Here is a 22676-nt window from a genome sequence, read left to right on the forward strand (position 1 = left end):
GCAAATATGTTTTTAATGAGAAATAAGAATAGAGGTTCATATGAAGGTAAATCAATTGATTGCTAGTCGCGATCGAATCAATAAGTGAATTTTTATAACCTAAAGAAGGAAGAGGATATAAAAGTAAATAAAGAAATATAATTCAAACGTTATAAACAGTTGACCCTCACACAATGTCATTGTTTAAAATAAAGTTGAGCTTCAAAGTAGATGTAACTTATAGGAGGAAATCATGTTTAAAATAGGGGATTTTTCAAAACTATCTTCCATTAGTATACGAATGTTGAGACACTACGATAAAGTGGAATTACTACAACCAGTAAAAGTCGATGAGCAGAGTGGATATCGATTTTATTCAGCAGACCAATTAAAAAAAGTAAATCAAATTCAAACGTTAAAAGCTATGGGGTTTAATATTGCTACCATCAAAGAAATAATAGAATGCGATAATATAGATACCATAAAAGAGCAATTTTTTAATCGTAGTGCTCAAATTAAAGAAGACATGAATAATCTCCAAAAACAATTACGTCTCCTCGAAGACTCAATGAAAACGATGAGAGAGGATGTTGTTGAGATGAATTATCATGTTTCCATAAAAGAAATTCCAGAAAGAACTGTAGCTAGTGTTAGAAAGATTATTCCATCGTATAATTGCGAAGGTGATTTATGGAGTATATTAATGCAAGAAATTCAAATGAAAAATATTAGTATTGCCCATCCGAGTTATAGTATTGCGGTTTTCCATGATCGTGAATACAAAGAAAATGATGTAGATATAGAAATACAGCTAAGTATTCTTGGTAAGCACGAAAATACAAAAGACGTTACATTTAAAAATATGAAATCAACCAATGTAGCTTCTATAACAGTTAATGGAAGTTATGAACAGATGACAGCTGTAAATGAGGCTGCAGCAAAATGGATTGAGACAGAGGGTTACAAATTAGCAGGCCCGATGTTTAATATTTATCATGTGAGCCCAGCAATGGAATCCGATCCTAATAAGTGGGTTACAGAAGTTTGTTATCCAATAAACAAATAAGTAATAAAAAAAGGCATGTTTTATGCCTTTTTTATTTTATTAATATCTCTAAATATATAAATCTTAATCTTTACAGTTTTCGTATCGGACTATATAAGGCAATAAAGACTTCAATTATTTTAGTAAAAGCAGCTAAAGCAAATATAAATACAGGATTGTAGGCTGAAATAATTCCACCTACTAATGCCCCCAATGGCATAGATAATCGTGTAAGTACACGAGAAAAACCTAAAACACGTCCTTGCAAATTGGATGGAACAGTTTCCTGCCGAATTGATGTAACAATCGTATTCCATGTGATATTACATGTCATCGCGATTCCGAAAGCAATTCCGGGAGCAAGCCAATATGTACTCCACAAAGCAAATGTTAACCCAAGCGCTCCTAAAAATAGGAGTAAAGGAATAAGTACACCACGTCGAAATTTCTTTTCTAAAGGAACGGCAATTAAGCTTCCTAAAAGCCCACCTATTCCTATTAAAGTATAATTATAGCCACTTTGTGCGGAGGTAAGATTTAATGTCGATAATAAATAATACATAAGTACACCTAAAACAGCACTTGCTCCAAAGTTACCTACCATAGCTTGAAGTGACAAAGCTATATTTAACCGATCATTTTTGAGCCATTTAAAACCATCAAACAAATCATTTAGTACATTTTGCAATGTTTTTTTATCAGTATTCTTTTTATTTAAGTTTTTCATAGAAGGTAATATAATCACAGCAATTAATGTAGCAATAAATGAAAGAACATTAATCCAAAGTACTTGAAAGCCGCCAATAAAAGATATGAAAAGCCCAGCTATGATTGGACCAAACAAACTAGCCAATTGATTAACCATTTGATATAAAGAATTAGCCTTCGTTAATGATGCACCTGCGATGTGTGGAATGACTGTAACAGTTGTTACATCAAAAAGCATGGACATAACTGCTAAGATAAAAGTAATTACGTATAAATGCCAGACTTCTAATAGATGTAATGCATGTAAAATTGGTACGAAACTTACTAAAATAATATTGGTAATATCCGCCATCCAAAGTAACTTTTTTCGATCATATCGATCAACTAGTACACCAACTAAAGGGCCAAATAAAACGATTGGCAATACGTTAACAGCAAATAAAGAACTCATAATTACAGCTGAACCAGTTAATTGATAGGCAATCCAAGGCAGTGCAAAAGTATATAGTGAATCCCCGATTCGTGAAATGAGTAAACCAAAAATAAAAATCTTGTATTCTTTTGAAAAAGTTGTCTTGATAGTTAATCTTCGTTCTTGTACAAATTTCACAATTGTATGACCTCCCTTTTTTATAGAGGAACTTGAAAATAATCCGTCCAATACGTATTAAATATAGAATTCTGTAAGAAGTTGTTGAATCCTACTTTATAATATTGATTTTATATAAAATTGTAGGGAATAGAAATTAGGGCGGTTTTTATGCGAGGAGGCGGAATGATTCGAGAACAAAAGGGGTTGCTGGATAAAGAGTTAATCTTACGACCTTTTCCACAACTTTTGTTTTAGCAGAACTAATAAAAGAGAATCCTATATTACTTCAGCGATGTTTAAATTAGCAACAAAAGCCACTGTAATAAGGGGCTTTTGTTGCTAATAATTTAATGATATGTGTACCCTCCATCTGGAAATAATACATTACCCGTAGTAAAACTATTTTGCATTAAATATAGAACAGTATGTGCAATTTCATTATTATGGCCAGGCCTTTTTACAAGAGAAAGAGATTTATAAGATTCATAAGCATTATCAAGAAATACCACCTAAAGTAGAATATAGCTTAACTGAACATGGAAAAACAGTCAGTACTGTTTTGGATAGTATTTGTAGTTGGGGAAGAAGACATTTAGAACATATAGTTAAAGATAAACTATAAAATTATTATGTAAACCAAATGTAGTGCGAAGTTAAATGTTGTTTTAATAATTTTTATTTTATAATATATAATTAAACAGTGTTGTAGGTTATATTACATATTTAATTTATTTTTACAAAGGGGAAGTAATAAGATGAACGAATTAGAGTATAAAAGCTTCTATGATAAAGTAGGAAGATTAAATGGATGGGATTTTAGCAAAATAAAATGTGAAACTGTAGGAGATACATGGGACTTTTATAGTGAGGTAAAAGAAAGGTGTAAACCATCACATATTTTACTTGATGTTGGTACAGGCGGAGGAGAAAATGTACTTAACATAGCATCTTCGGCTAAATTGTTAATTGGAATTGATAATTCTAACGGCATGATTGAAACGGCACATTCTAACTTGAAAAAATCAGGTGTACAAAATGTTGAGTTTCTTCAAATGGGTTCTGAAGCTTTAACATTTCCGCATGCCCATTTTGATATTGCTTCAAGTTGTCATGCTCCGTTTCTAGCATCTGAGTTAGCAAAAGTAATGAAAAAGGGTGCCTTTTTCTTAACACAACAAGTAAGTGAGAATGATAAATTAAACCTGAAAGAAGCATTTGGCAGAGGACAATGCTTAGGTGAACGAGATGGCACTTTAAAAGAAAAGTATATGGATGAACTTATTAGTGCAGGATTTGATCTCGTGCAAGTACGCGAATATGATGTTACTGATTATTACAGTACGCCTGAAGATCTTATTTTCTTATTAAAACATACACCTATTATTCCTAGATTTGGAGAAGAGGAAGAGGATTTTACTATTTTACAAAAGTTCATTGAAACGAATAGTTCTGAAAAAGGGATTCGTACAAATTCAAAAAGATTTATGATTATCGCTGTTAAATTATAATATATTTTAGTGTAAAAGCTGCTTTTCATTTAAAGAAAAGCAGCTTTTTGTGTGGAAAAGAATGCAGGAAATGAAGGTTTTGAAACGTTACTATATTAACAATGAAAAATTAAACGTACATATTACTGAATGGGGGAATAAGGATAAACCTGTTATTTTTTGTTTACATGGATTAGGAAGTACGAGTTTAAGTTTTATAGAAATTGCTGAGGAATTAAAAGAAGAGTATAGATTTATCTCCGTTGATGCACCTGGACATGGTAAAACACCGCCCTTTGAAAGAACGGAAGATTATGAGATGCCCAATTTAGCAAATTGGTTAAATGAAATAATAAATGAATTGAGAATCGAACACTTTTATTTTCTATCACATTCATGGGGAAGTTTTGTAGCGTTATTTTATTTGTTACATCATCCAGAAAAAGTACAAGGAAGTATTCTTATTGATGGTGGATATCAAACAAAAAGGCTTCAAGAAGAAACGTTGGGAGAAGAAATTGCTTATTATAAAAAGGACTTTGATGAATACGTTTTTAATAATTGGGACGAATTTTTCAAAAGTGAAAAAGAAGCTTATACTAGGTGGTCTTCATTGTTAGAAGTTGCTGTAAAGGACCTAGGGGTCGAAATGGATAATAAAGTATGGTGACATGCCAGGGGGAATACAGCTAGTAATATAATAAGAGGTATGCATAAAGATGAAACGATAGATATATATGAGAAGCTGCCGGCTAATATTGTATTACTTCGAGCTACAGTTCCACAAGTTTGGGCGGATTATAGAGATAAGACAGTAAATGTTTTCAAAGAGAAAACGGACAGTATAGTAAAAGTAATTCCTGATACTACACACATGTTGCACGGGGATAAACCAGAAATTGTTATAGTAGAAATAAAAAATAATTGGAGCTAACATATTCATACTAAAGTTGTAGTTTCTATATAAAAAATCCACCCTTCCGTTTGATTTTATCTATTTATAAGTGTAATACAATACGAATAGATAATAAGAAATGAGGGGGAATGTAAAGTGATTACACATATATCAGATATAAAACTACAAACGGTTTCCATAGAAGGGGTAAAACAAGTTTATAAGGACATATTATCTTTTCCAATAAAAAAAGAAACAGCATCCTTCATTCAATTTGAAGTAACACCTTATACAACAATTAGCTTTCAAGAAGTGTATGAACCAATTGTACCTGCACATTTTGCTTTTGAAATCCCATATTCAAAATTTCATGAAACAGCAAGATGGCTTGAGGAGTCTGGATTACTCATTGCGAAATGGAAAGATGGTCATATAATTGATGAAGAGGATGGTCGATTCAATTTATACTTTAAAGACGGAGATGGAAATCTTCTTGAAATTATTGCACATAGTTATGTTAAAGAGGATGTATTAGTACCACACTCACCTTTAAACATTTTATACGTACGGGAAATTGGTCTTCCTGTTAAAAGTGTACCTATTTTTAGAGAATGGCTGAAATTAAATTTAAATATGAAAACGATGGAAGAAGGGGATATTTTCAGCTTTGTTATAGGTGGCACTGCATATATCGTCGCGACTTGGTGGCAGAGACCTTGGATTCCAATCGCGATGAAAGCTTTACCACCGAAAGTGCACGTTTCTTTTGGAACACCGGATCCCGCATTTTTACAGCGAATCCAAATTAACTTTAAGAAAAATAATGTTCCATTTGAATGTAAACATAATGAAGTGTCATTTATTGAGCAGGGATATACATTTTCTATTGTGTATATACCAGAGTTTCATTCAGATATTCCTAAACAAATAAACTTACCGCTTTCTATATAGTTATAGAAAGCGGTAAGTTTATTTTGTTTTAAGGAAAATTAAAGTCTAGTTATTATGTTGATTTAACATTTGAGCTATTCCTTGACCAAATGACCAATTCTCCATCGGTGTCTCGTGTAGTGTAATGAAAACATCAGCAGTAGAGATTTGTAGAATATTAGCTGTACTAGTGGCTATAGCTTTATATAAATCTTTTTTTTGATTAATTGTTCTTCCAGGTCCACATGTAATAGAAACATAAATCATATTATTGGATCGTTTTAATGAACCTTCTAAAAGATAAGATGAATTATAAAAAAGTTGATGAGAAGGATAAGGTAAAAACATTTGAAAATAATCATTTTCAGGAATATTGAAATGTTCAATTAACGAATGGTGAATTTGATTGCTTACATTTTTTAATAACTTATTATCGGATAATTTTTCAGGATGATAAACGGTGACAAATGGCATAATAGAGGACTCCTTTCCTTTTGATTTCATTTTACTTCCAATGTTTCCATTTGTATAATTGAAAATATATTAACTAATTATCAATAAAATCGATGAAGATGGTGTATGAAATGGAAATGAAAGAGTTACTTACATTTAAAAAAATTATTGAAGAAGGAACGTTTTCACAAGCTGCTAAACAATTAAACTATGCACAATCAACAGTAACAACACATATGAAAAAGCTGGAAAATGAAATTGGTTTTCTGTTATTTGAAAGAGGATGGGATGCAAGATTAACAGAAGAAGGAAAACTTTTTGCAGAGGAAGTAGAAAACTTAGTAACACATTGGGAATATTCAATAACTCAAGCACAACGTATTAGTAATGAAGAGAAAGGGAGTTTGAGAATAGGCCTATTAGAATCCGTTGCTAAAAGGTTAATACCGATAATATTAAAGTTTTTAAATGCTGAAAAACCATACATACATTGTGATTTTGTAGTGGGAAATACAGCACTTTTATCAGAAATGATAGAACATAATAAGATTGATTTTGCGGTGTGCGGAAATAATGAAAATAAATCAAAGGTACAATTCACCCCAATATGTGATGAACAGATTGAATTTATAGTGAATAATCCCAAGCATCCTTTGTTACAAAAAGAATCCGTTGAAGCATTTGATATTATAGATTATCCAGTTATTGTAGGAGAAAGTAATTGTTATTCCTATCAATCTGTAAGTTCTTTCTTGGTAGAAAACAATTTATCTTTTAAAAGAATTTACAATTGTAGTGCTTTAAACCTCATTCCAGAAATGCTTTTTGAAAATGCGATAGGAATTATCCCGAAAGGTACAATTTTGAATGAAGAAATACTATCTTTTAAGATTAAGGACTTTAATTCTAAAATCCCGATTGGTATATTAATTTCTACTAAAAATAACAATTATTTAAGTCAAACGAAACAAAACATTATCAACATCATTAAAGTCGCCCTATAATTATGCTAAAAAATTATAGGGCTGTTTTCGATGCGTACTTTTCTTTTAGCATTTCAAAGATTTTTGTAATAATAGGATTTATGTGAGTAGAAGGATTTCCTAACATTGCAGTGAATTTAAAATAGGGGTGTAGAATACTATATGGTTTAAGGAGGGTGAAACTTGAACTTAGGTGAGCCAATGGCTAAAGGAAATACAGCGGAAATTTATCTGTATGATAATAAGATTGTGAAGTTATTTAAAGAATATCTTCCAGGTACAGAGTCTATGAATGAAGCAAAAAAACAAAAATATGCTTATTCATGCGGGCTGCCAGTTCCAAACGTATTTGAAGTGACAAAGATACACGATAGACAGGCAATTATTATGGAATATGTAAAAGGAGAGAACATTGGTGATCTCCTGCTTAATAATTTGAATGAGGCAGAGCGTTATATCGGCCTTTGTGTTAATGAGCAAAAAAAGATCCATGCTATACGTGTGAATACAGATGAAATGGAGTTAATGAGGAAAAGGTTAGAGCGTCAAATTAAATCTGTACAAAAATTGGATGAAAGCAAAAAGAAGAATATATTACAAAAATTAGATTCTATTACATTTAATTTTAGGCTATGTCATGGAGATTTCCATCCATTTAATTTGATTTTGAGTAAGGAAGAGAAAGTGAAAGTTATAGATTGGGTAGATGCTAGTTCAGGTGATATTCGCGCAGATGTATTTCGAACATACTTGTTGTACTCACAATCTTCGGTAGAATTAGCTGAAATGTATTTACATATATATTGCAGTCGTAACGGCATATCAAGAGATGAAGTTTTTCAATGGGCTCCTATTATTATTGCAGCTAGATTTTCTGAAAAAGTATCACCGCAAAATGAAGTGTATTTGAAAAGATTATTGAATCAGTATTTATAAGTCATAAAAAAGGTTGTCAGCTAATTAATAAATGCTGTTGTTTAACCAAAGTTTCCTTGTAGTTAAACAACAGCGTTCTTAAATATTGATATAGGTATTCTTATTTTCGATCTTCATCCTATAAAGGTTCATAATCCGTACTTGTTCCTCCGTTAATTCTTCTTTATCCCAATACATATGCATTAAGCTATATTCAAAAATCTCCTTTAATTTAATAAATAATGGAAACTTGTCTATCATCTCTTTTGGTAGTTCATTTTCCTCTTGGTAGCCTTCAAATAGTGCTTTTGTAATAGAATGTTCATAGTCAATGATATTCCCATTTCCAGCAAATGAATATTCTATCGCACTATAAATAGGAACGGCTAAATCGAATATGTAAAAATGTTTTTGGAATGAATCCAAGAGAATACCAACGAACAACATGCCTATTCAATCATTTGTTAAACTCAATATAAATAAAGAAGGGGAGTTCAAAATGAATATTTCTAGAAAATTAGAGGTTGAACAGTTACGTAATAAGAATAGTGAGCTATTTGATAAAGATGTACTTAACATATTGAATGGTCAAATGATGTATGAAGAATTTAAAACGGAGGAGCTAATGGGTGAGTCTGATTATGCTCCATTTAACGAGGCCATGTGTGTAAATAGCGCTACTGCACAAGTTTTTGATGAAGAGTTTATTAAAATAAGAGCAGAAGGTCATAACAGTTCAGTCGAAAATTATGCAAAAAAAGTTATAGATCCGTTAGAAAATCTATTTGCGAAAAAGTATAAATGTATTGTTTTATGGTTCGGTGAAGATATGTTTTGCCAAATGAATCTACTTACTTTACTTTCATACCTTGAGCAGTCGTGCTATGAAGGGAAAGTATACTTAAATAGTTTCAGGGAGGATGAATTTAAAGTAAATCAAATTGAACTTGAATTGGGGGATAATTCTACTATATACAATGAAGTATTAGTAAACCATAAAAAGACTTATCATAAAGTACCACCTGTAATGTATCAAGCTATAGATTTATATTTAGAAATGCTAAAAGAAGATAATATCGTAATGAAATTCATCTCTAAAAATAAAGGTTTATCAAATCAAGAATTATTAACAAAGTTGTTTTATCTTTTTCCAACAATCGGATATGGTGATACTCAGTACATAGAATTGATAAATAAAATAAAGAAGAAAGCTGAACCTAAAATATAGGAACAGCTTACTTCTTACAATTGTTCAAGTGACTCTAATTCGTCCTCTACAAATAACATTAGTTCTTTAATCGTTTCTCCAGAAAAATCAAAACGAATTCCAGCCGCTTCATATATTTCCGGTAAAGATTTAGAGCTACCTAATGATAAAGCTTTTTTATAATTTTCTATTGCTTGTTTAGGATTTTCTTTATATTGTTTATACATTTGCAACGCACCAAGCTGTGCAATAGCATATTCGATGTAATAGAATGGTATTTCGAATATGTGTAATACAGGTAACCAGCCAGTTGCGATCCAATTTTCATACCCTTCGATATTTACGACGTTTGATTGGTAAGTGTTATGTAATTCTAAATATTTTTCGTTTCTTTCCTTAGCAGTATGATTAGGATTTTCATACATCCAATGCTGGAATTGATCAACGATAAGCATTGGGGGTAAATATTTAACAATATCTTTAAAGAAATCTAATTTTGCTTTTATAAATTCTTCACTATTATCATAAAATGTACCCCAATATTCCATCGAAAATAATTCCATCGTCATGCTAGCGAGTTCAGCTGATTCAGAAGGGATTTCTAAATATTTTTGTAGCTCTAACTGCTTCATACATTCATTATGAATACTATGACCCATTTCATGGAGAAAAATAGTAACATCATCATGTGTATGATTGAGATTCATGAAAATGAAAGATAATCGAGAAGCAGGCAAATATTCGCAAAATCCTCCTGGCGCTTTTCCTTTACGACTTTCTAAATCTAAGCAATTATTTTCATGCATACGATTCAGTAGTATAGAAAATTCAGGGTCTAGTTTATGTAAAATATAAGAACTCTTTTCGATTAATTCACTCGCGTCTTCAATTGGTTTTAATGCTTTTTGATTTGGTGCGGTTGCTTTTAAATCCCATGGACGAAGACTATCTACTTGAAGTTCAGATTTTTTCTCATTAAATATTTTATCGATAAGTGGTACTACGTATTTACGAATAGATTCAGCAAGCTCATAGCAATCATCAGGCGTATAATCAAAACGTTCATGTTTTTTAAACATATAATCACGATAATTATCTAATTGAATATTTTTAGCCTTTTGATGACGGATTGCGATTAATTCATTTAATATATGTTGTAATGTATCTTCAACAGATAAGAATGTTGCAGAAATGAGCGTTTTTGCTTTTTTTCGTATATGACGATCTGGATCTTGTAAGTAAGACTGTAGTTCAGTAACTGTTTTTTCTTCACCGTCCCATTGTGCAGTTAAACCACCTGTAATTTCGAAGTACTCGGTTACTAGTTTATCTTCAGTTATCTCTAAATCAATGTTCTTTTCACAAAATAATGTTTGCGCATTCTTAATTCTTTTGTCTAGTAAGCTATACTTTTTTACATCAAGTTCCATTCGAAAAGGTGACTCTAAATATTTATTATCAAATGAATTTTGATAACGTTTCAAAAGAGGGCGTACATATTGTTGATCATATTCAAAAGTATCTTTTATTTTTTTATTATTTGTATTACATTGAAACGCGATATAGTGCGATGTTAATTGTTCTTCAATTTCCCAAATGACTGTAGATTGTTTTTTTAACCAGTTTTCAAGCTCTAGCTTTGAAGAAATCTCTTTATTTAATAAAGTAAAAAGAGTCTTTTCTAATTCTAGAACGTTACTAATATCAATTGTATTTAAGCGCTGCATGACATATCCCTCACTTTTTATTTACTTAAGGAAGTATTCTTCTTCTTTACTACAATCCCTTTTTTTACTAAGAAGTTTGTGCCCACTACTCCAAGAACAATCAAAATTGTTCCGATGATGTGATAGTATGCGATTTGTTCATGTAAGAATACAACACCCGCGATAATTGTAATAAGTGTAGATAAATTGCTAAAAACACTTATTTTAGCTGCTTCAATATAAGATAAGGAATAGTTTAATAGCAATGCCGTCAGCAAGGACGATAGTAACCCTAAATATAAAATTGAGATAAGAAATGTTCCATTCGTAAAAGGTTTAAAGTATACCGTTATTGTACCTTTACTTATATGGCTGGCGATTGCGATTAAATTAAAGCTAATAAAACCGATTACTGTCATAGTGTAAGTTAAATCCATTAGTTTGAATTTCTTCGTCATTTTTCGAGCTAACACATTATAGAAAGCAGATGATAATGCCGATAGCAAAATAAGAATAACACCTATGAAACTAGTTTCATGAGTTCCTATACCATTCATGATAAATATATAAATGACACCAATGACAGAAATGAGTACAGAGATTTTTTGCCATGTATTTGTATACTCTTTTAAAAAATAGGAAGCTAACATCATTGTAAATATAGGAATCGCCGCTTGTATAATTCCCGCCTCAGAGGAACTTGTATACAATAAGCCAAAAGCTTGAAAAGCAAAAAAAAGTGCTGGATAAAAAAACGCAATTGGTAAAAGAGAAAGTATGTTTTTTAATGATATATTTAACTTTACGAATCCAAAAATAATCGGAATATTTGCTGCTATGAAAGCAACTGTAAAACGATGAGCCAGAGTATCAAGAGGGCTTGTAATGGTTAGTGTTAGTTTCACGAATAAAAAGGAAAATCCAATAATAAATGAATAGAGTAAAGCTGATAAATATGCCTTTGTTGTAAGTTTCATAATTTCACCTCATAGTAACTGATTTTTTACTGGCCAGTATACGTACATATTAATCTTTCTGATCTAGTGCTACAATGTGAATAAATACAAACTGTACCGGTACAAAATAAACGTAAGAGGTGTCATAATGTATAAGTATTTACATGTTTTAAATGATTTAGAAAACATGATTCAATATGGAGAGATAAAAGAAGGAAAGAAATTACCGTCTATACGGTCACTCGTTATGCAATATAAGTGTAATAAGGCAACAGTTATACGTGCACTTCACGAATTAGAAAAGCGTCATATTATTTATTCCGTGCCTCAGAGTGGATACTACGTTGTTAAAAAATCAGGGAGTACCATAGAAAGTAACGAGATAATTGACTTTGCCTCTTCAGCACCAGATCCAGATGTTTTTCCATATTTAGATTTTCAACATTGTATTAATAAAGCCATTGATACATATAAAAATGACTTGTTCGTATATGGGACGCCAAAAGGTTTACCGTCTTTAATTCCGGTCATTCAAAAACAATTAGCAAATTATCAAGTCTTCACTAAAGAAGAAAATATTTTTATAACGTCAGGTGTACAGCAGGCGCTAGCAATATTAACTTCTATACCATTTCCAAATGAAAATGAAACGATATTAATTGAACAACCAACATATCATCTATATATTGAATATCTAGAAATAAACCAAATTCCTGTAATTGGTATTAAACGTACGAATGAAGGGATTGACTTAAATGAGTTGGAACGTATTTTTCGAACAGGTAAAATAAAATTCTTTTATACAATACCAAGATATCATCATCCGCTTGGAACTTCTTATTCTAAAGATGAGAAAGAAAAAATCGTATTATTGGCTAAGAAATATAATGTATTTATAGTGGAAGATGATTACTTAGCAGATTTAGAAACGGATTCGAAAGCTGATCCGTTATATAGCTTGAATCATAATAATCATGTCATATATTTGAAAAGTTATTCGAAGATTATTTTTCCAGGTTTACGAGTTGGTGTAGCAGTTATTCCACCGATTATTGCGAATGCTTTTTATACATATAAAAAAATTTTAGATATTGATAGCCCAATGATATCTCAAGCTGCTTTAGAAATTTATATAAAGAGTGGCATGTTTGAACGTCATAAAAATAAAATTAAATCTTCCTATCACGATAGATCTAAAAAATTAGCAGAAACACTAGAAAGAACTCATAGTGAAAACCCACTTTTATTCACATATAAAAAGCATAATACAATTGGAATTCATACTTGTTTAAAATTACATAAAACGAGTATTTCAGAAATGTTTTTCCAAAGACTAAGTGAAAAACAAATAAGTATTGATACAATTGATAAAAATTATGTGAGAGGTTTTCCGCAAGAAAGACTATTAAAGTTAAACGTATCGAATGTAAAGGAAGATAGGATTGAAGAAGGAATTCGTAAAATAATAGAGGAAATCAAACAATTGGAACATATAACCTTCCAATTTAAAAAAGAAAAAAATGAATAAGTAGCTTTGTTGTGAGACGCAAAATAATTCTTTTGTTTGTGTGTATCGCTATAATAATTGAATTTATTTTTGTAACTGAATATTATAATAAGGATGATAATTATAATCCTTCAAAGATACATGGCACGATTTATTAGAAGATAATTCCTAAAGCCAATGCTTAATTAAGGTTATGGCGGGTGTAAACCAATTAGAACGTGATCTGATCCGTACGTGGAAACATAAAGGGATTGAGCTGAATAAGAAAGAAGGAAAATTTAAAGGTCGGTTAAAGAAATACCATAAAAATCATGCAGGGATGAATTATGCAGTAAAGCTTTATGAAGAGGTAGATATGAATGTAAATGAAATTTGTGAAATTACAAATGTGTCTAGGGCCTCATTATTTAGAAAGCTATCGGAAAGGAACAGTTGATGAGTTATACTAAAAATCAGAAATATATAATAAGGGATAAATTCCATAGAGAGGTGGAATTACATGCCTAAAATTGATAATATGTTAGCGATTCTATGGATGCTTCGCTCAGATAAAAAAATTACTGCAAAACAAATTTCAGAAAAGTTAGAGATGAATATAAGGACTGTGTATCGTTATATTGATACAATTTCAACAAGTGGTGTACCTATAATTTCAGAACCAGGACATAACGGTGGATACACGTTATTAAACAATTTTATTGAGGCTCCTCTTTTTTTTGATTTTGAAGAGCAAACTTCACTATTTCACGCTGCTGTTTTTGCAGAAGAAGCCGGATATTATGGAGGTGAAGCATTAAATAGGGCCATTTCAAAACTAAGTAAATACTCAAATCAAGAGCAGGAAGCAAAGATAAACCGACATTTAAGTAGTCTAGAAGTAATAAGTCGATTTAGTTCATCCTCTATGGAACATTTTTTGAAGGAGTTGGAGCAGGCCGTAACTGATGGGTATTCAGTAAAAATTCTTTATTATAAAAGTGGGAAAAAGCAATTAAATTATAGATTGGTCGATCCGTACAGAATTATCTATTGGAATAATAAGTGGTATGTGATTGGATTTTGTCATCTTAGGAATGATATCCGTAGTTTTAGGGTAGATCGAATTGAAAATTTAATGCTAACCGAAAATAAGTTTAACCGGCCAGAAAATTTTTCAGCACGTGACTTTTTTATAAAAAATCTTCTTCCAACTATAGAAGATAAGGAAGGGATTATTTCTTTGGTTATTAGTGGGGATAAAAGTGTATTGGATGATATTTGCCAACATTGGTTTTTAGGGCATTATTTACAAGTGCGAACTTCAAATCAAGCAGTTTTTCTTCTTGAAAAAGATATGATACATACATATGTACCTTATTTACTTTTACCGTACAATAAATCTATTAAAGTTATTGAGCCAATAAGTCTTAAGAAAAGACTTATTGAAGTTCTGTCGGAATTAATAAAATTTCATGAAGTATGATAACTTCCCTGACGTTAACTGTCAGGGAAGTTATATTATAATATCCATATCAATTGTGATTGGAGTGATATGGGATGCAAACAAAAAAAGTTTTTCTATATGTATTTAATACAATGTCGGACTGGGAATATGGATATTTAATTACCGAACTAAATTCAGGAAGATATTTTAAAAAAGATTTAGTACCTTTAAAAGTAATTACAGTAGGAGCTAATAAAGAAATGATTACTACTATGGGGGGACTGAGCATAAAACCAGATATTTCCCTTGATGAATGTACTTTTGAGAGTAAAGATCTTTTAATTTTACCAGGAGGGACTACTTGGAGTGAAGAGATTCATCAACCTATCTTGGAAAGAGTTGGCCAAGCTTTAAAGTTTGGTACTATTGTTGGTGCAATTTGTGGTGCAACTGAGGCCCTTGCAAATAGGGGATACTTAGATACTAGAAAGCATACAACTAATAATTTAGAATACACTAAAATGGTATGTCCTAACTATAAAGGAGAAAAATTCTATGAGTTGAGATCTGCGGTATCTGATGCGAACTTAGTTACTGCATCAGGAATAGCTCCTCTGGAATTTGCGATGGAAGTACTGAAAAAATTAGATGTATTTGCACCAGATACATTACATTCATGGTTTAACCTAAATAAAACTCACAAACCTGAATACTTCTTTCAGTTAATGAATTCAATAAATTGATGAACTAAAAAATCAACTAAGCAGATTTATATTTGTTTAAATAGTAACCATGCTCTAGACAATGTCAAAGCATGGTTATTGAATATAACTTAAAAATGGTTATAAAGTAATGAAAATTCCTTAACTTTGTATATTCGTATTTTCCTGACGTTACCTCTATAAAAGGAAATATGATAACAATCATATACCGAAAGTGATAGAACTGAGTTATAAAAAGTAGAAGAAAAGTGTTATGTTAATAATTTTTAGAGCACCCAATTGTTGAGTGCTCTTTTTGTTTAGGACATAATTGTTTTAAATGGAAATAAACTACCAATAGATGATATCTTTAAAGTATAGCATTTATTTTGAATGGGAGTTATTGGTTTACTCGCTTGTTATTTCTTAAAATCCTATGTAGGTGTTGAGCATGTGGATGTTGTTGAGCCAAATAAAAATAGAAGAGAATTTGCAAAGAAGTTTGGTGCGAAAAACCTCTTTGATTCAGAAAAACAAATAATAGAAACATATAATTACGGTTTGGAATGTTCTGCTACAAATAGAGGGTTTCACACATTACAAAAGGCTATTAATAGTAATAGAGCGATATGTATTCTTTCTGATGGTAATATAGAAGACTTAACATTAACCGCCGAATTTTATCGAAAAGAATTGAAAATCATTGGTTCAAGTGATGGATATGGTTACCAAAAACATGCAGATTGGTTTTTTAGTCAAATAGAACAGACGCCATGGATAGAAGAGATTTTTCAATATGAAATTCATTATACTGCACTTGAGAAATGTTTTGAGGAATTAAGTCAAGGAATAATTACTCCTTTAAAAGTATTTGTCTCATATGAATAAAATGACAACGTACTTGTCACGTAGCTTACATATATTTTGTCATTAATATGATAATAAAACGAGGAGTAGCATGTACGTGTTAATTTTTAATAGGCACAACGGGTTGTTGCTCTTTCATTATGTACAAATCGTATATTATCTTTCTCAATGTACATATTAAGTAAAGTATTTAATATCACGTACATAAAAGGCGGGGTAATATGGATGGAAATAAGAAAAATGAAGAATTGAGTAAATTTAAGAAACAATGGTTTAATGAAGATAATCAACCAGTAGCTGGTATAGAGCTAGCTTTACCGCCTGATATAGGCAGCATGTTAGACTTGAAATCAGTTGATGATAAAAGTGGAGAAAGTAATAATGAATAAGTTTAATCTATAAGCATCCATTTGGGTGCTTTTGTTTTTTTGACAATAGAAAATAGATCATCAAATTCTTATTGAAAAAAGGTGGATCTAAATAGATCCATTTTCTATATATGTAAGTTTTAATTTTCACCAAAAAGTTTAAAGTGCATCTAGCATGCTAATAACATTTACCATTAAAGGATTGGGCTATTATGCATATTATTGTTGAAAGCATTACTTTAATTCTCACTGGGATTCTTGCATTAAAAATGACAGGTAGTAAATCTGTTAGCCAAATGACAAGAGTTGAAATCATTATAGTAGTATCAATTGCGCGTATTATTATAGAGCCTGTATTAAGTAGGAAAGTAGTCCCATCTATATTCGCGGCCATCATATTTGCAAGCATACTACTTATCATTCATTTCTTTGAATTGAAATCAAGGGAGGTGGAACAATTTCTAAATGGAAGTAGCATTGGCTTTTTTTATTTTCTACAAGCGTAAGGATTAATAAAATAGGGTGGATTTTAAACCAGTCATTATAATAGATATAGACTTATAATTATGCTATATTCAATGGACCTAAAGTGAATGTGGTAAAAAATTAATTTGGCATAGGTAGCCGCAGTGTAAAAGTTGATAAGTTTTTAATGTGATACTAAAAATGAGATGAAAACAAGGAGATAGAAACATAATGGAATTTTGGGAATCAAGTTTTATTGAGAAACAAACAATGTGGGGATTTGAACCTACAGAATTTGCAATTTTGACAAAAGATTTTTTTCTAGAAAAGAACATTAAGGACATATTAGTTCCCGGTATTGGATATGGTAGAAACGCAAAGGTATTTATCGAAAATAGTATAAATGTAACAGGTATTGAAATTTCGAAAACAGCGATCGATTTAGCAAGAGAAAACGGACTAGAAGATGTTAGTATGTATCACGGTTCAGTAAACGAAATGCCTTTTGATAATAAACTGTATGATGGGATATTTAGTCATGCACTTCTTCATTTGTTGAATGGACAGGAAAGAGAAAAATTTATTGAAGATTGTTATAATCAGTTAAAACCAGGTGGATATATGGTTTTTACAACTGTTTCTAAAAAAGCTCCCATGTACGGAAAAGGAAAACAGTTGGATAAAGATTATTATGAGATAATGGAAGGTGTAAAAATGTTCTTCTATGATTCTGAATCTATAAAAAAAGATTTTAATCAATATGGATTAGTACAAGTTTCGGAAATTGATGAACCAAATAAGAACATAGTAAATAAACCTTCAATCAATTTCTTAATGATAAAATGTAAGAAAGAACGATAACTAAAAGTTATTAAGAATGATTAAAGATGTTTATATATTGATTATGCACAAATAAAAAGGACAAGCATATAATATAAATACCTTTTAACTTTAAGTAACCTTAACTTTCGTTAATAGGGTATCTCAAAATCCCCAAAAGAGCACTTGCGGAAACAAGTGCTCTTTTATTTTTTTGTTTCATAAATATTTATACTTGCAAATTTCGTGCAATAAAAATAAATCTGAGAGAAATAACCATATCTTTATTATACGATTATTTCTGAACTACAAACGTTATAGCATTTGTTTTTAATTGAATGTGTCTTTCATTACGAACTATATTATAAGCTAATTCTTTTATTTCAACTTTTACTTCTTTCCATCCTTTATAAATGCTTTTTAATAGACGTATCATTTCTTCGGTTGGGAGATTAATTTCAATTAAAGCTTTTACTTCTTCATTCGTTTTTAAAACAATTTCTTGTATGTTAGAGTTAATAATTAAACAATTAATACCGCCGTTTTTTGTACCTCTTTTCATAGATTGGAGTACATTTTTAAAATCTTCTTCTGATTTGACATGTTCCAAACTTGATACTGCAACGATATAGTCATAAGTATTAGATCTAATATGATAGTTTTCAATTGCTGCTTGTTCTGTTTTTATAACCTCGAATACGTCATGTTCTTTGCTATAAATTTGTAGCTTTGTTAAAGCGGAATCAAGTAAATCAACACATGTAACAGTTCCGCTAGCATTTTTAATCTTTTGTGCAATTGGAATGCTATTTCTACCGACGCCAGAGCCAAGATCAAGCACTTGTAATTTGTTTTTCTCTTCAAAGTAGTCCATTAAATCAATAACTGTTTTAACCGGCTTGTGAAGCCAAGATCCAGTTTCAAATAGTTTATATTGTTCATAGCAAAGATCGTGATATTCCTTTTCTTCTTGTCTTATGTAATCGATACGGTTCATATTGTGTCAGTTCCAATATTTTCATTACAAAATGAATAGGTGGGGCAGCCTTTAACATTTGTTTGAATTCGAAAAATACCACCAGCATGTGGATACTGTTTTAATTCGTCATCCGTCATTCTTGTTCTGGCTGTTGTAACATATAAATCAGTTAAGTTAGGCCCACCAAACGTACATGATGTTACATATAACGCAGGAATTGGAATACTTAATATTTGTTCTCCAGTAGAGGGATTCCATCTAGTTATTTTTGAACCTCCCCAATGTGCAATCCATAAACAACCTTCTTCGTCAATTGTCATACCATCAGGTAGACCGTCATTTTCAGAGAAAATGATTACATCACTTGGATTATGAATTTCTCCAGTACGTATATTATATTGATAGCGAACCACTTTTTTAGTAGGTGTATCTATAAAGTAAAGGTATGTATGATCAGGTGACCAAGCCATTCCGTTTGAAGTATTTACATGTGAAATTTTTTTCTCTACACTTAAATTATTATGTAAACAATATAAGGAACCTGCAGCATTCATACCGTATGTATCTGTAGTACCTGCCCAGAAACGACCAGCGGGATCACATTTTCCATCGTTAAAACGATTTTCTATTAAATGTTGTTCGGGGTCAAAAATATGTGTCAGTTTTTCTGTATTTACATTAATAGAATAAAAGCCGTTTTCCATAGCTAAGAATAGTACATCCTCTAAATATGGAACAACACAGCCAATTTGTTGATTGAGAGCAATTACTCGGTTCGTATTAGCGGTAGGATTGTATATGCATAATTTTCTCTCCATAATATCAACCCAATATAAAAGTTGCTTTTTTTCATTCCAACATGGTCCTTCAGCTAAACTTGCTTTAGCATCTAAAACTAATTCTATATCACTGAACAAGATGTTCACCTCGCGTTATAAGATATTAATATAATTCGATAAGAATAGAGGTAAACCTTTTAGTCAGAGGATATTAAGATTTATACTGTAGAAAAATGACCTTCTCACAAGTGATTAAAAAAGTGTATAAACAAGGAGAGGAAAATGCATATGATGTTTTACGAAATTGTTTGCTTTTCTTGTAAGAATATATTTCGTGTTTACGAAGGTAGTGAAAAATATAAGCGATTTAAAGAGAAACCAAAAGGGGCATATTGTTGTGATGAGTGTAGCCACAAAATTCAATTAGAAGCGATAAAGAATTTTTTTAGGTAATTAAACTAAAATTCCGGAAATCATAACTTAATTTTTATTTTAGAAGATTTTTTAAGAATAATGTCTAAATATAGAATGTAAATAAAGATGAAGTATACACAAAACAATTCGTTTAATCGATAAGTATATATTATGAAAATTGAGTTATAAAAAAAACGGCAAGCTAGAATTCGCTTGCCGTTTTTTTATAGTTTTGTATGTATTTGTATACCTTTTGCTTTTTCTTTTTCGTTCTTTACGCGTACAATTAAATTATAAGATCCAGATTTTGGTGCTTCAAAAGAAAGTAAACCTTCTTTTTGAGAAGTGACTTCTTCTTCGTAAATGACCTTATCGTCTTTAGTGATTTGTAATAAAATTGTACCCTCTTCAACGGTTGCATCAAAAGGGAATTGTACATTTCCTTGTTCAGTTTTGATCGTTTGTACATCGTAATACCCTTTCAGGGAGCCAATGTTTAAAGTTGTTTCGCCGTTTTTTTGAACCTTGGTGACTTTTACTGCTGTATTACCACATGCGCTTAATAATACAACAAGAGTTAGAATGAGAAATAAACGTAGTAATTTCATAGTGATCCCCTTTTTATCATTATAAAATTTTTCCAATGCGTAAATTAGTTTATCATTTTTTTATAAACAAATATATATATTAAAACTAAAAGTTGTTATTTAGTGATAATCTCTTATATACCATTTGGTTTCTATTAGTCTAAGAAACTTCAGTACATGTTGAATATTCAATTAATAAAATGTTATAGGAGTTAAATATTTTATCTTACTATTAGATTACTTGAATAAAAAGAAAACACCGAAAGTATATATAAAAGCAGGTACTTTCAGTGTTTTCTTTTTTACTATCGTGAATACATTTTCGGACATTCATCACCACTTGGTTCATAAAAACAATGGCTTTTAAACTGTCCTACAAATGGCTGGTTATACCATTCAGGTGAACAAGCTCCAACTGGACGGAAATACCAAAGTGCCCATCGTGCGGGCCAGCGCCATTCACCTTGCAAAACTTTTCGTGCGATTTCTTTTTCTGATTCACGAGCGCGTTGGTAAAAATACCCGTATTGTACTGCTTCGAATCCGCCGGGGCTTTGATATACAGCGTCGCGTACGGTACGGAGTTGTTTGAAATCTAAGCAATCACAAAATACACGGTTTACTACAACGCATCCAACTAACTCCTCACCTTGGCGACCTTCGCCTTCAGCTTCAGCACGAATTAAACGAGCTAGTAAATCAACATCACTTTCGTTGTATGGAATAAGGGGCATAGCAATACCACCTTTCTGTTATAGTAAAGATTGTATGTTATAAAACAATCTGCGTGCTTTTTTACATAAAAATAATATTAACTTTAAGAGGAGCTTGTATAAAAAAAGCTAATTAGTAATAGTAGATAAATATAAAAGGGAGAGGTATTATGTATCGAATTCATAAAGACCATATCATTTACTCAATGTCACCAGATAATCAGCCTTGTATCGAAGTAGAAATAGGGAGTCGTCTTGTATTTGAAACATATGATTGCTTTGAAAATCAAATTGATTCTGAAGATGTTGCGTTTCAAGAATTAGATTGGAACCGAATTAATCCAGCGACTGGTCCAGTATTTATTAATGGTGCAGAACCTGGTGATATATTAGTCGTAACGATTGAAAAAATTAAAATTGCAGAGCAGGGCGTTTTAACTACAGGTGCAAACCTTGGTGTAATGGGGGATGAGTTAAATGAAAATACAGTGAAAATTGTCCCAATACATAACGAACATGTTTTGTTTTCAAGTGAACTACAAATCCCGATTAATCCAATGATTGGTGTTATTGGTACTGCGCCGAAAGAAGAGAGCATTTCATGTGGCACCCCGCATGATCATGGTGGAAATATGGATTGTAAAGAGATAAAAGAAGGGACGACATTGCTATTACCTGTAAATGTTCCTGGTGCTCTATTAGCATTAGGCGATTTACACGCAGCGATGGGGGATGGTGAAATTGGTGTTAGTGGTGTAGAGGTTGCTGGTGAGGTAACTGTAACAGTTCAAATTATAAAAGAAAAGAAATGGCCGTTACCAATGGCTATTCAAAAAGAAAAAATGATGACGATTGCTTCAGAGAAATTGTTAGATGATGCAGCAAGTCGTGCTGTACATAATATGGTGACATTTTTACATGAAGAATTAGCAATGTCTAAAGCTGATGCAACTCTTTTATTATCGGCAGCAGGTAATTTAAAAGTTTGCCAAGTTGTGGACCCGTTGAAAACGGCGCGTATGGAATTAGGGATGGATTATGTGGAGAAACTAGGATTTACTTTTAGTAAATTTCATATTAAATAGATAAGGGACGAAAAAGGATACTTTTGTATAAAAGCATCCTTTTTTTAATTTACGGATTTTGTGAAAAGAGGTAGTATTTATTTTATATAAGTATATTTGAGATTGTGCATTAA

Annotated in this window: 22 protein-coding genes and 6 pseudogenes; 18 read left to right on the forward strand and 10 right to left on the reverse strand. The window is 31.2% G+C overall.

The genetic code is table 11. The annotated features are described in order from the left end of the window. The first annotated feature begins 232 nt into the window (after nt 1–232). Complete coding sequence (locus MR143_RS13540; RefSeq protein WP_000472626.1) at nt 233–1045, forward strand: MerR family transcriptional regulator; 813 nt, start codon at nt 233–235, stop codon at nt 1043–1045. 70 nt (nt 1046–1115) lie between these two features. On the opposite strand, the gene MR143_RS13545 is transcribed toward MR143_RS13540, so the two are convergent. Together MR143_RS13545 and MR143_RS13550 are read right to left on the reverse strand one after the other, a co-directional pair. Continuing rightward, nucleotides 1116–2342, reverse strand: coding sequence for an MFS transporter (locus tag MR143_RS13545; RefSeq protein ID WP_000673888.1), 1227 nt, complete (start codon nt 2340–2342; stop codon nt 1116–1118). 329 nt (nt 2343–2671) lie between these two features. Then, nucleotides 2672–2815 (reverse strand): annotated as a pseudogene (locus tag MR143_RS13550) (SDR family oxidoreductase); the annotation flags it as partial. On the opposite strand from MR143_RS13550, the pseudogene MR143_RS13555 reads away from it, so the two are divergent. The 4 genes and pseudogenes from MR143_RS13555 to MR143_RS13570 all read left to right on the forward strand — a co-directional run. Beyond that, nucleotides 2812–2946, forward strand: a pseudogene (locus MR143_RS13555) (winged helix-turn-helix transcriptional regulator); the annotation flags it as partial. The pseudogenes MR143_RS13550 and MR143_RS13555 overlap by 4 nt on opposite strands. A gap of 133 nt (nt 2947–3079) precedes the next feature. Next, nucleotides 3080–3832 (forward strand): class I SAM-dependent methyltransferase, encoded by a 753-nt coding sequence (locus MR143_RS13560; protein WP_001003875.1) that lies wholly within the window; start codon nt 3080–3082, stop codon nt 3830–3832. A gap of 79 nt (nt 3833–3911) precedes the next feature. Beyond that, a pseudogene (locus MR143_RS13565) lies at nt 3912–4745 on the forward strand (alpha/beta fold hydrolase). Between the two features lie 117 nt (nt 4746–4862). Continuing rightward, the gene (locus MR143_RS13570; protein WP_000627937.1) at nt 4863–5657 is read left to right on the forward strand and encodes a VOC family protein; all 795 of its coding nucleotides are present in this window, start codon (nt 4863–4865) and stop codon (nt 5655–5657) included. Nucleotides 5658–5702: 45 nt separating this feature from the next. Here MR143_RS13570 and MR143_RS13575 read toward each other — a convergent pair whose 3' ends face one another. Further along, nucleotides 5703–6110 (reverse strand): tautomerase family protein, encoded by a 408-nt coding sequence (locus MR143_RS13575; RefSeq protein ID WP_001117409.1) that lies wholly within the window; start codon nt 6108–6110, stop codon nt 5703–5705. A gap of 110 nt (nt 6111–6220) precedes the next feature. Between MR143_RS13575 and MR143_RS13580 the strand changes: the two genes are divergently transcribed. Beyond that, complete coding sequence (locus MR143_RS13580; RefSeq protein ID WP_000425265.1) at nt 6221–7093, forward strand: LysR family transcriptional regulator; 873 nt, start codon at nt 6221–6223, stop codon at nt 7091–7093. A gap of 162 nt (nt 7094–7255) precedes the next feature. Then, nucleotides 7256–8008, forward strand: a complete 753-nt coding sequence (locus tag MR143_RS13585) for an aminoglycoside phosphotransferase family protein (protein WP_001048448.1) — start codon at nt 7256–7258, stop codon at nt 8006–8008. Nucleotides 8009–8086: 78 nt separating this feature from the next. On the opposite strand, the gene MR143_RS13590 is transcribed toward MR143_RS13585, so the two are convergent. Continuing rightward, the gene (locus MR143_RS13590; protein ID WP_000899728.1) at nt 8087–8434 is read right to left on the reverse strand and encodes a hypothetical protein; all 348 of its coding nucleotides are present in this window, start codon (nt 8432–8434) and stop codon (nt 8087–8089) included. Nucleotides 8435–8486: 52 nt separating this feature from the next. On the opposite strand from MR143_RS13590, the gene MR143_RS13595 reads away from it, so the two are divergent. Further along, complete coding sequence (locus tag MR143_RS13595; protein ID WP_002181532.1) at nt 8487–9215, forward strand: hypothetical protein; 729 nt, start codon at nt 8487–8489, stop codon at nt 9213–9215. 14 nt (nt 9216–9229) lie between these two features. Here MR143_RS13595 and MR143_RS13600 read toward each other — a convergent pair whose 3' ends face one another. Beyond that, a complete protein-coding gene (locus tag MR143_RS13600; protein ID WP_001189358.1) occupies nt 9230–10921 on the reverse strand; it encodes a M3 family oligoendopeptidase in 1692 nt (563 codons plus the stop codon). 17 nt (nt 10922–10938) lie between these two features. Continuing rightward, nucleotides 10939–11877 (reverse strand): DMT family transporter, encoded by a 939-nt coding sequence (locus tag MR143_RS13605; RefSeq protein WP_000779453.1) that lies wholly within the window; start codon nt 11875–11877, stop codon nt 10939–10941. Between the two features lie 127 nt (nt 11878–12004). Here MR143_RS13605 and MR143_RS13610 point away from each other — a divergent pair, with 127 nt between their 5' ends. The 8 genes and pseudogenes from MR143_RS13610 to MR143_RS13645 all read left to right on the forward strand — a co-directional run bounded on the left by MR143_RS13610 (nt 12005) and on the right by MR143_RS13645 (nt 18048). Continuing rightward, nucleotides 12005–13384 carry an aminotransferase-like domain-containing protein gene (locus MR143_RS13610; RefSeq protein ID WP_000280140.1) on the forward strand — a complete coding sequence of 460 codons (1380 nt, stop codon included), beginning with the start codon at nt 12005–12007 and terminating at the stop codon, nt 13382–13384. 106 nt (nt 13385–13490) lie between these two features. Beyond that, nucleotides 13491–13799: pseudogene (locus MR143_RS13615) on the forward strand (helix-turn-helix domain-containing protein); the annotation flags it as partial. A gap of 63 nt (nt 13800–13862) precedes the next feature. Further along, nucleotides 13863–14825, forward strand: a complete 963-nt coding sequence (locus tag MR143_RS13620) for a helix-turn-helix transcriptional regulator (protein ID WP_001124115.1) — start codon at nt 13863–13865, stop codon at nt 14823–14825. A gap of 74 nt (nt 14826–14899) precedes the next feature. Then, the gene (locus MR143_RS13625) at nt 14900–15529 is read left to right on the forward strand and encodes a type 1 glutamine amidotransferase family protein (RefSeq protein WP_001193607.1); all 630 of its coding nucleotides are present in this window, start codon (nt 14900–14902) and stop codon (nt 15527–15529) included. 351 nt (nt 15530–15880) lie between these two features. Next, a pseudogene (locus tag MR143_RS13630) lies at nt 15881–16375 on the forward strand (MDR/zinc-dependent alcohol dehydrogenase-like family protein); the annotation flags it as partial. Nucleotides 16376–16575: 200 nt separating this feature from the next. Further along, nucleotides 16576–16743, forward strand: coding sequence for a hypothetical protein (locus MR143_RS13635; protein ID WP_000348946.1), 168 nt, complete (start codon nt 16576–16578; stop codon nt 16741–16743). 191 nt (nt 16744–16934) lie between these two features. Further along, nucleotides 16935–17201: pseudogene (locus MR143_RS13640) on the forward strand (DUF421 domain-containing protein); the annotation flags it as partial. A 217-nt stretch (nt 17202–17418) separates the two neighbouring features. Then, nucleotides 17419–18048 carry a class I SAM-dependent methyltransferase gene (locus MR143_RS13645; RefSeq protein WP_000397581.1) on the forward strand — a complete coding sequence of 210 codons (630 nt, stop codon included), beginning with the start codon at nt 17419–17421 and terminating at the stop codon, nt 18046–18048. A 253-nt stretch (nt 18049–18301) separates the two neighbouring features. On the opposite strand, the gene MR143_RS13650 is transcribed toward MR143_RS13645, so the two are convergent. Together MR143_RS13650 and MR143_RS13655 are read right to left on the reverse strand one after the other, a co-directional pair. After that, nucleotides 18302–19003: a class I SAM-dependent methyltransferase gene (locus MR143_RS13650; RefSeq protein WP_001079444.1), complete on the reverse strand. Its 702-nt coding sequence runs from the start codon at nt 19001–19003 to the stop codon at nt 18302–18304. Continuing rightward, nucleotides 19000–19902, reverse strand: a complete 903-nt coding sequence (locus MR143_RS13655; RefSeq protein WP_242280803.1) for an SMP-30/gluconolactonase/LRE family protein — start codon at nt 19900–19902, stop codon at nt 19000–19002. The genes MR143_RS13650 and MR143_RS13655 overlap by 4 nt, the downstream gene beginning before the upstream one ends. Before the next feature lie 144 nt (nt 19903–20046). Between MR143_RS13655 and MR143_RS13660 the strand changes: the two genes are divergently transcribed. Next, nucleotides 20047–20217 carry a DUF2197 domain-containing protein gene (locus tag MR143_RS13660; RefSeq protein WP_000551042.1) on the forward strand — a complete coding sequence of 57 codons (171 nt, stop codon included), beginning with the start codon at nt 20047–20049 and terminating at the stop codon, nt 20215–20217. 185 nt (nt 20218–20402) lie between these two features. On the opposite strand, the gene MR143_RS13665 is transcribed toward MR143_RS13660, so the two are convergent. Both MR143_RS13665 and MR143_RS13670 read right to left on the reverse strand, forming a co-directional pair. Then, nucleotides 20403–20786 carry a BA_1872 family lipoprotein gene (locus MR143_RS13665; protein ID WP_000771814.1) on the reverse strand — a complete coding sequence of 128 codons (384 nt, stop codon included), beginning with the start codon at nt 20784–20786 and terminating at the stop codon, nt 20403–20405. 284 nt (nt 20787–21070) lie between these two features. Further along, a complete protein-coding gene (locus MR143_RS13670) occupies nt 21071–21499 on the reverse strand; it encodes a cell wall hydrolase (RefSeq protein WP_001128399.1) in 429 nt (142 codons plus the stop codon). 149 nt (nt 21500–21648) lie between these two features. Between MR143_RS13670 and MR143_RS13675 the strand changes: the two genes are divergently transcribed. Then, nucleotides 21649–22563 carry an acetamidase/formamidase family protein gene (locus MR143_RS13675; RefSeq protein ID WP_000285656.1) on the forward strand — a complete coding sequence of 305 codons (915 nt, stop codon included), beginning with the start codon at nt 21649–21651 and terminating at the stop codon, nt 22561–22563. The last annotated feature ends 113 nt before the right edge of the window (nt 22564–22676 follow it).

The sequence above is a fragment of the Bacillus cereus group sp. BfR-BA-01347 genome, assembly GCF_022663835.1.
Taxonomy (GTDB): domain Bacteria; phylum Bacillota; class Bacilli; order Bacillales; family Bacillaceae_G; genus Bacillus_A; species Bacillus_A thuringiensis_K.

What these genes read in the sequence shown, in the direction of transcription:
- MR143_RS13650 (WP_001079444.1), bottom strand. Translation starts at nt 19,003, where the DNA reads ATGAACCGTATCGATTACATAAGACAAGAAGAAAAGGAATATCACGAT.
- MR143_RS13670 (WP_001128399.1), bottom strand. Translation starts at nt 21,499, where the DNA reads ATGCCCCTTATTCCATACAACGAAAGTGATGTTGATTTACTAGCTCGT.
- MR143_RS13610 (WP_000280140.1), top strand. Translation starts at nt 12,005, where the DNA reads ATGTATAAGTATTTACATGTTTTAAATGATTTAGAAAACATGATTCAA.
- MR143_RS13665 (WP_000771814.1), bottom strand. Translation starts at nt 20,786, where the DNA reads ATGAAATTACTACGTTTATTTCTCATTCTAACTCTTGTTGTATTATTA.
- MR143_RS13605 (WP_000779453.1), bottom strand. Translation starts at nt 11,877, where the DNA reads ATGAAACTTACAACAAAGGCATATTTATCAGCTTTACTCTATTCATTT.
- MR143_RS13575 (WP_001117409.1), bottom strand. Translation starts at nt 6,110, where the DNA reads ATGCCATTTGTCACCGTTTATCATCCTGAAAAATTATCCGATAATAAG.
- MR143_RS13660 (WP_000551042.1), top strand. Translation starts at nt 20,047, where the DNA reads ATGCATATGATGTTTTACGAAATTGTTTGCTTTTCTTGTAAGAATATA.
- MR143_RS13595 (WP_002181532.1), top strand. Translation starts at nt 8,487, where the DNA reads ATGAATATTTCTAGAAAATTAGAGGTTGAACAGTTACGTAATAAGAAT.
- MR143_RS13580 (WP_000425265.1), top strand. Translation starts at nt 6,221, where the DNA reads ATGGAAATGAAAGAGTTACTTACATTTAAAAAAATTATTGAAGAAGGA.
- MR143_RS13540 (WP_000472626.1), top strand. Translation starts at nt 233, where the DNA reads ATGTTTAAAATAGGGGATTTTTCAAAACTATCTTCCATTAGTATACGA.
- MR143_RS13600 (WP_001189358.1), bottom strand. Translation starts at nt 10,921, where the DNA reads ATGCAGCGCTTAAATACAATTGATATTAGTAACGTTCTAGAATTAGAA.
- MR143_RS13620 (WP_001124115.1), top strand. Translation starts at nt 13,863, where the DNA reads ATGCCTAAAATTGATAATATGTTAGCGATTCTATGGATGCTTCGCTCA.
- MR143_RS13635 (WP_000348946.1), top strand. Translation starts at nt 16,576, where the DNA reads ATGGATGGAAATAAGAAAAATGAAGAATTGAGTAAATTTAAGAAACAA.
- MR143_RS13560 (WP_001003875.1), top strand. Translation starts at nt 3,080, where the DNA reads ATGAACGAATTAGAGTATAAAAGCTTCTATGATAAAGTAGGAAGATTA.
- MR143_RS13645 (WP_000397581.1), top strand. Translation starts at nt 17,419, where the DNA reads ATGGAATTTTGGGAATCAAGTTTTATTGAGAAACAAACAATGTGGGGA.
- MR143_RS13590 (WP_000899728.1), bottom strand. Translation starts at nt 8,434, where the DNA reads ATGTTGTTCGTTGGTATTCTCTTGGATTCATTCCAAAAACATTTTTAC.
- MR143_RS13625 (WP_001193607.1), top strand. Translation starts at nt 14,900, where the DNA reads ATGCAAACAAAAAAAGTTTTTCTATATGTATTTAATACAATGTCGGAC.
- MR143_RS13675 (WP_000285656.1), top strand. Translation starts at nt 21,649, where the DNA reads ATGTATCGAATTCATAAAGACCATATCATTTACTCAATGTCACCAGAT.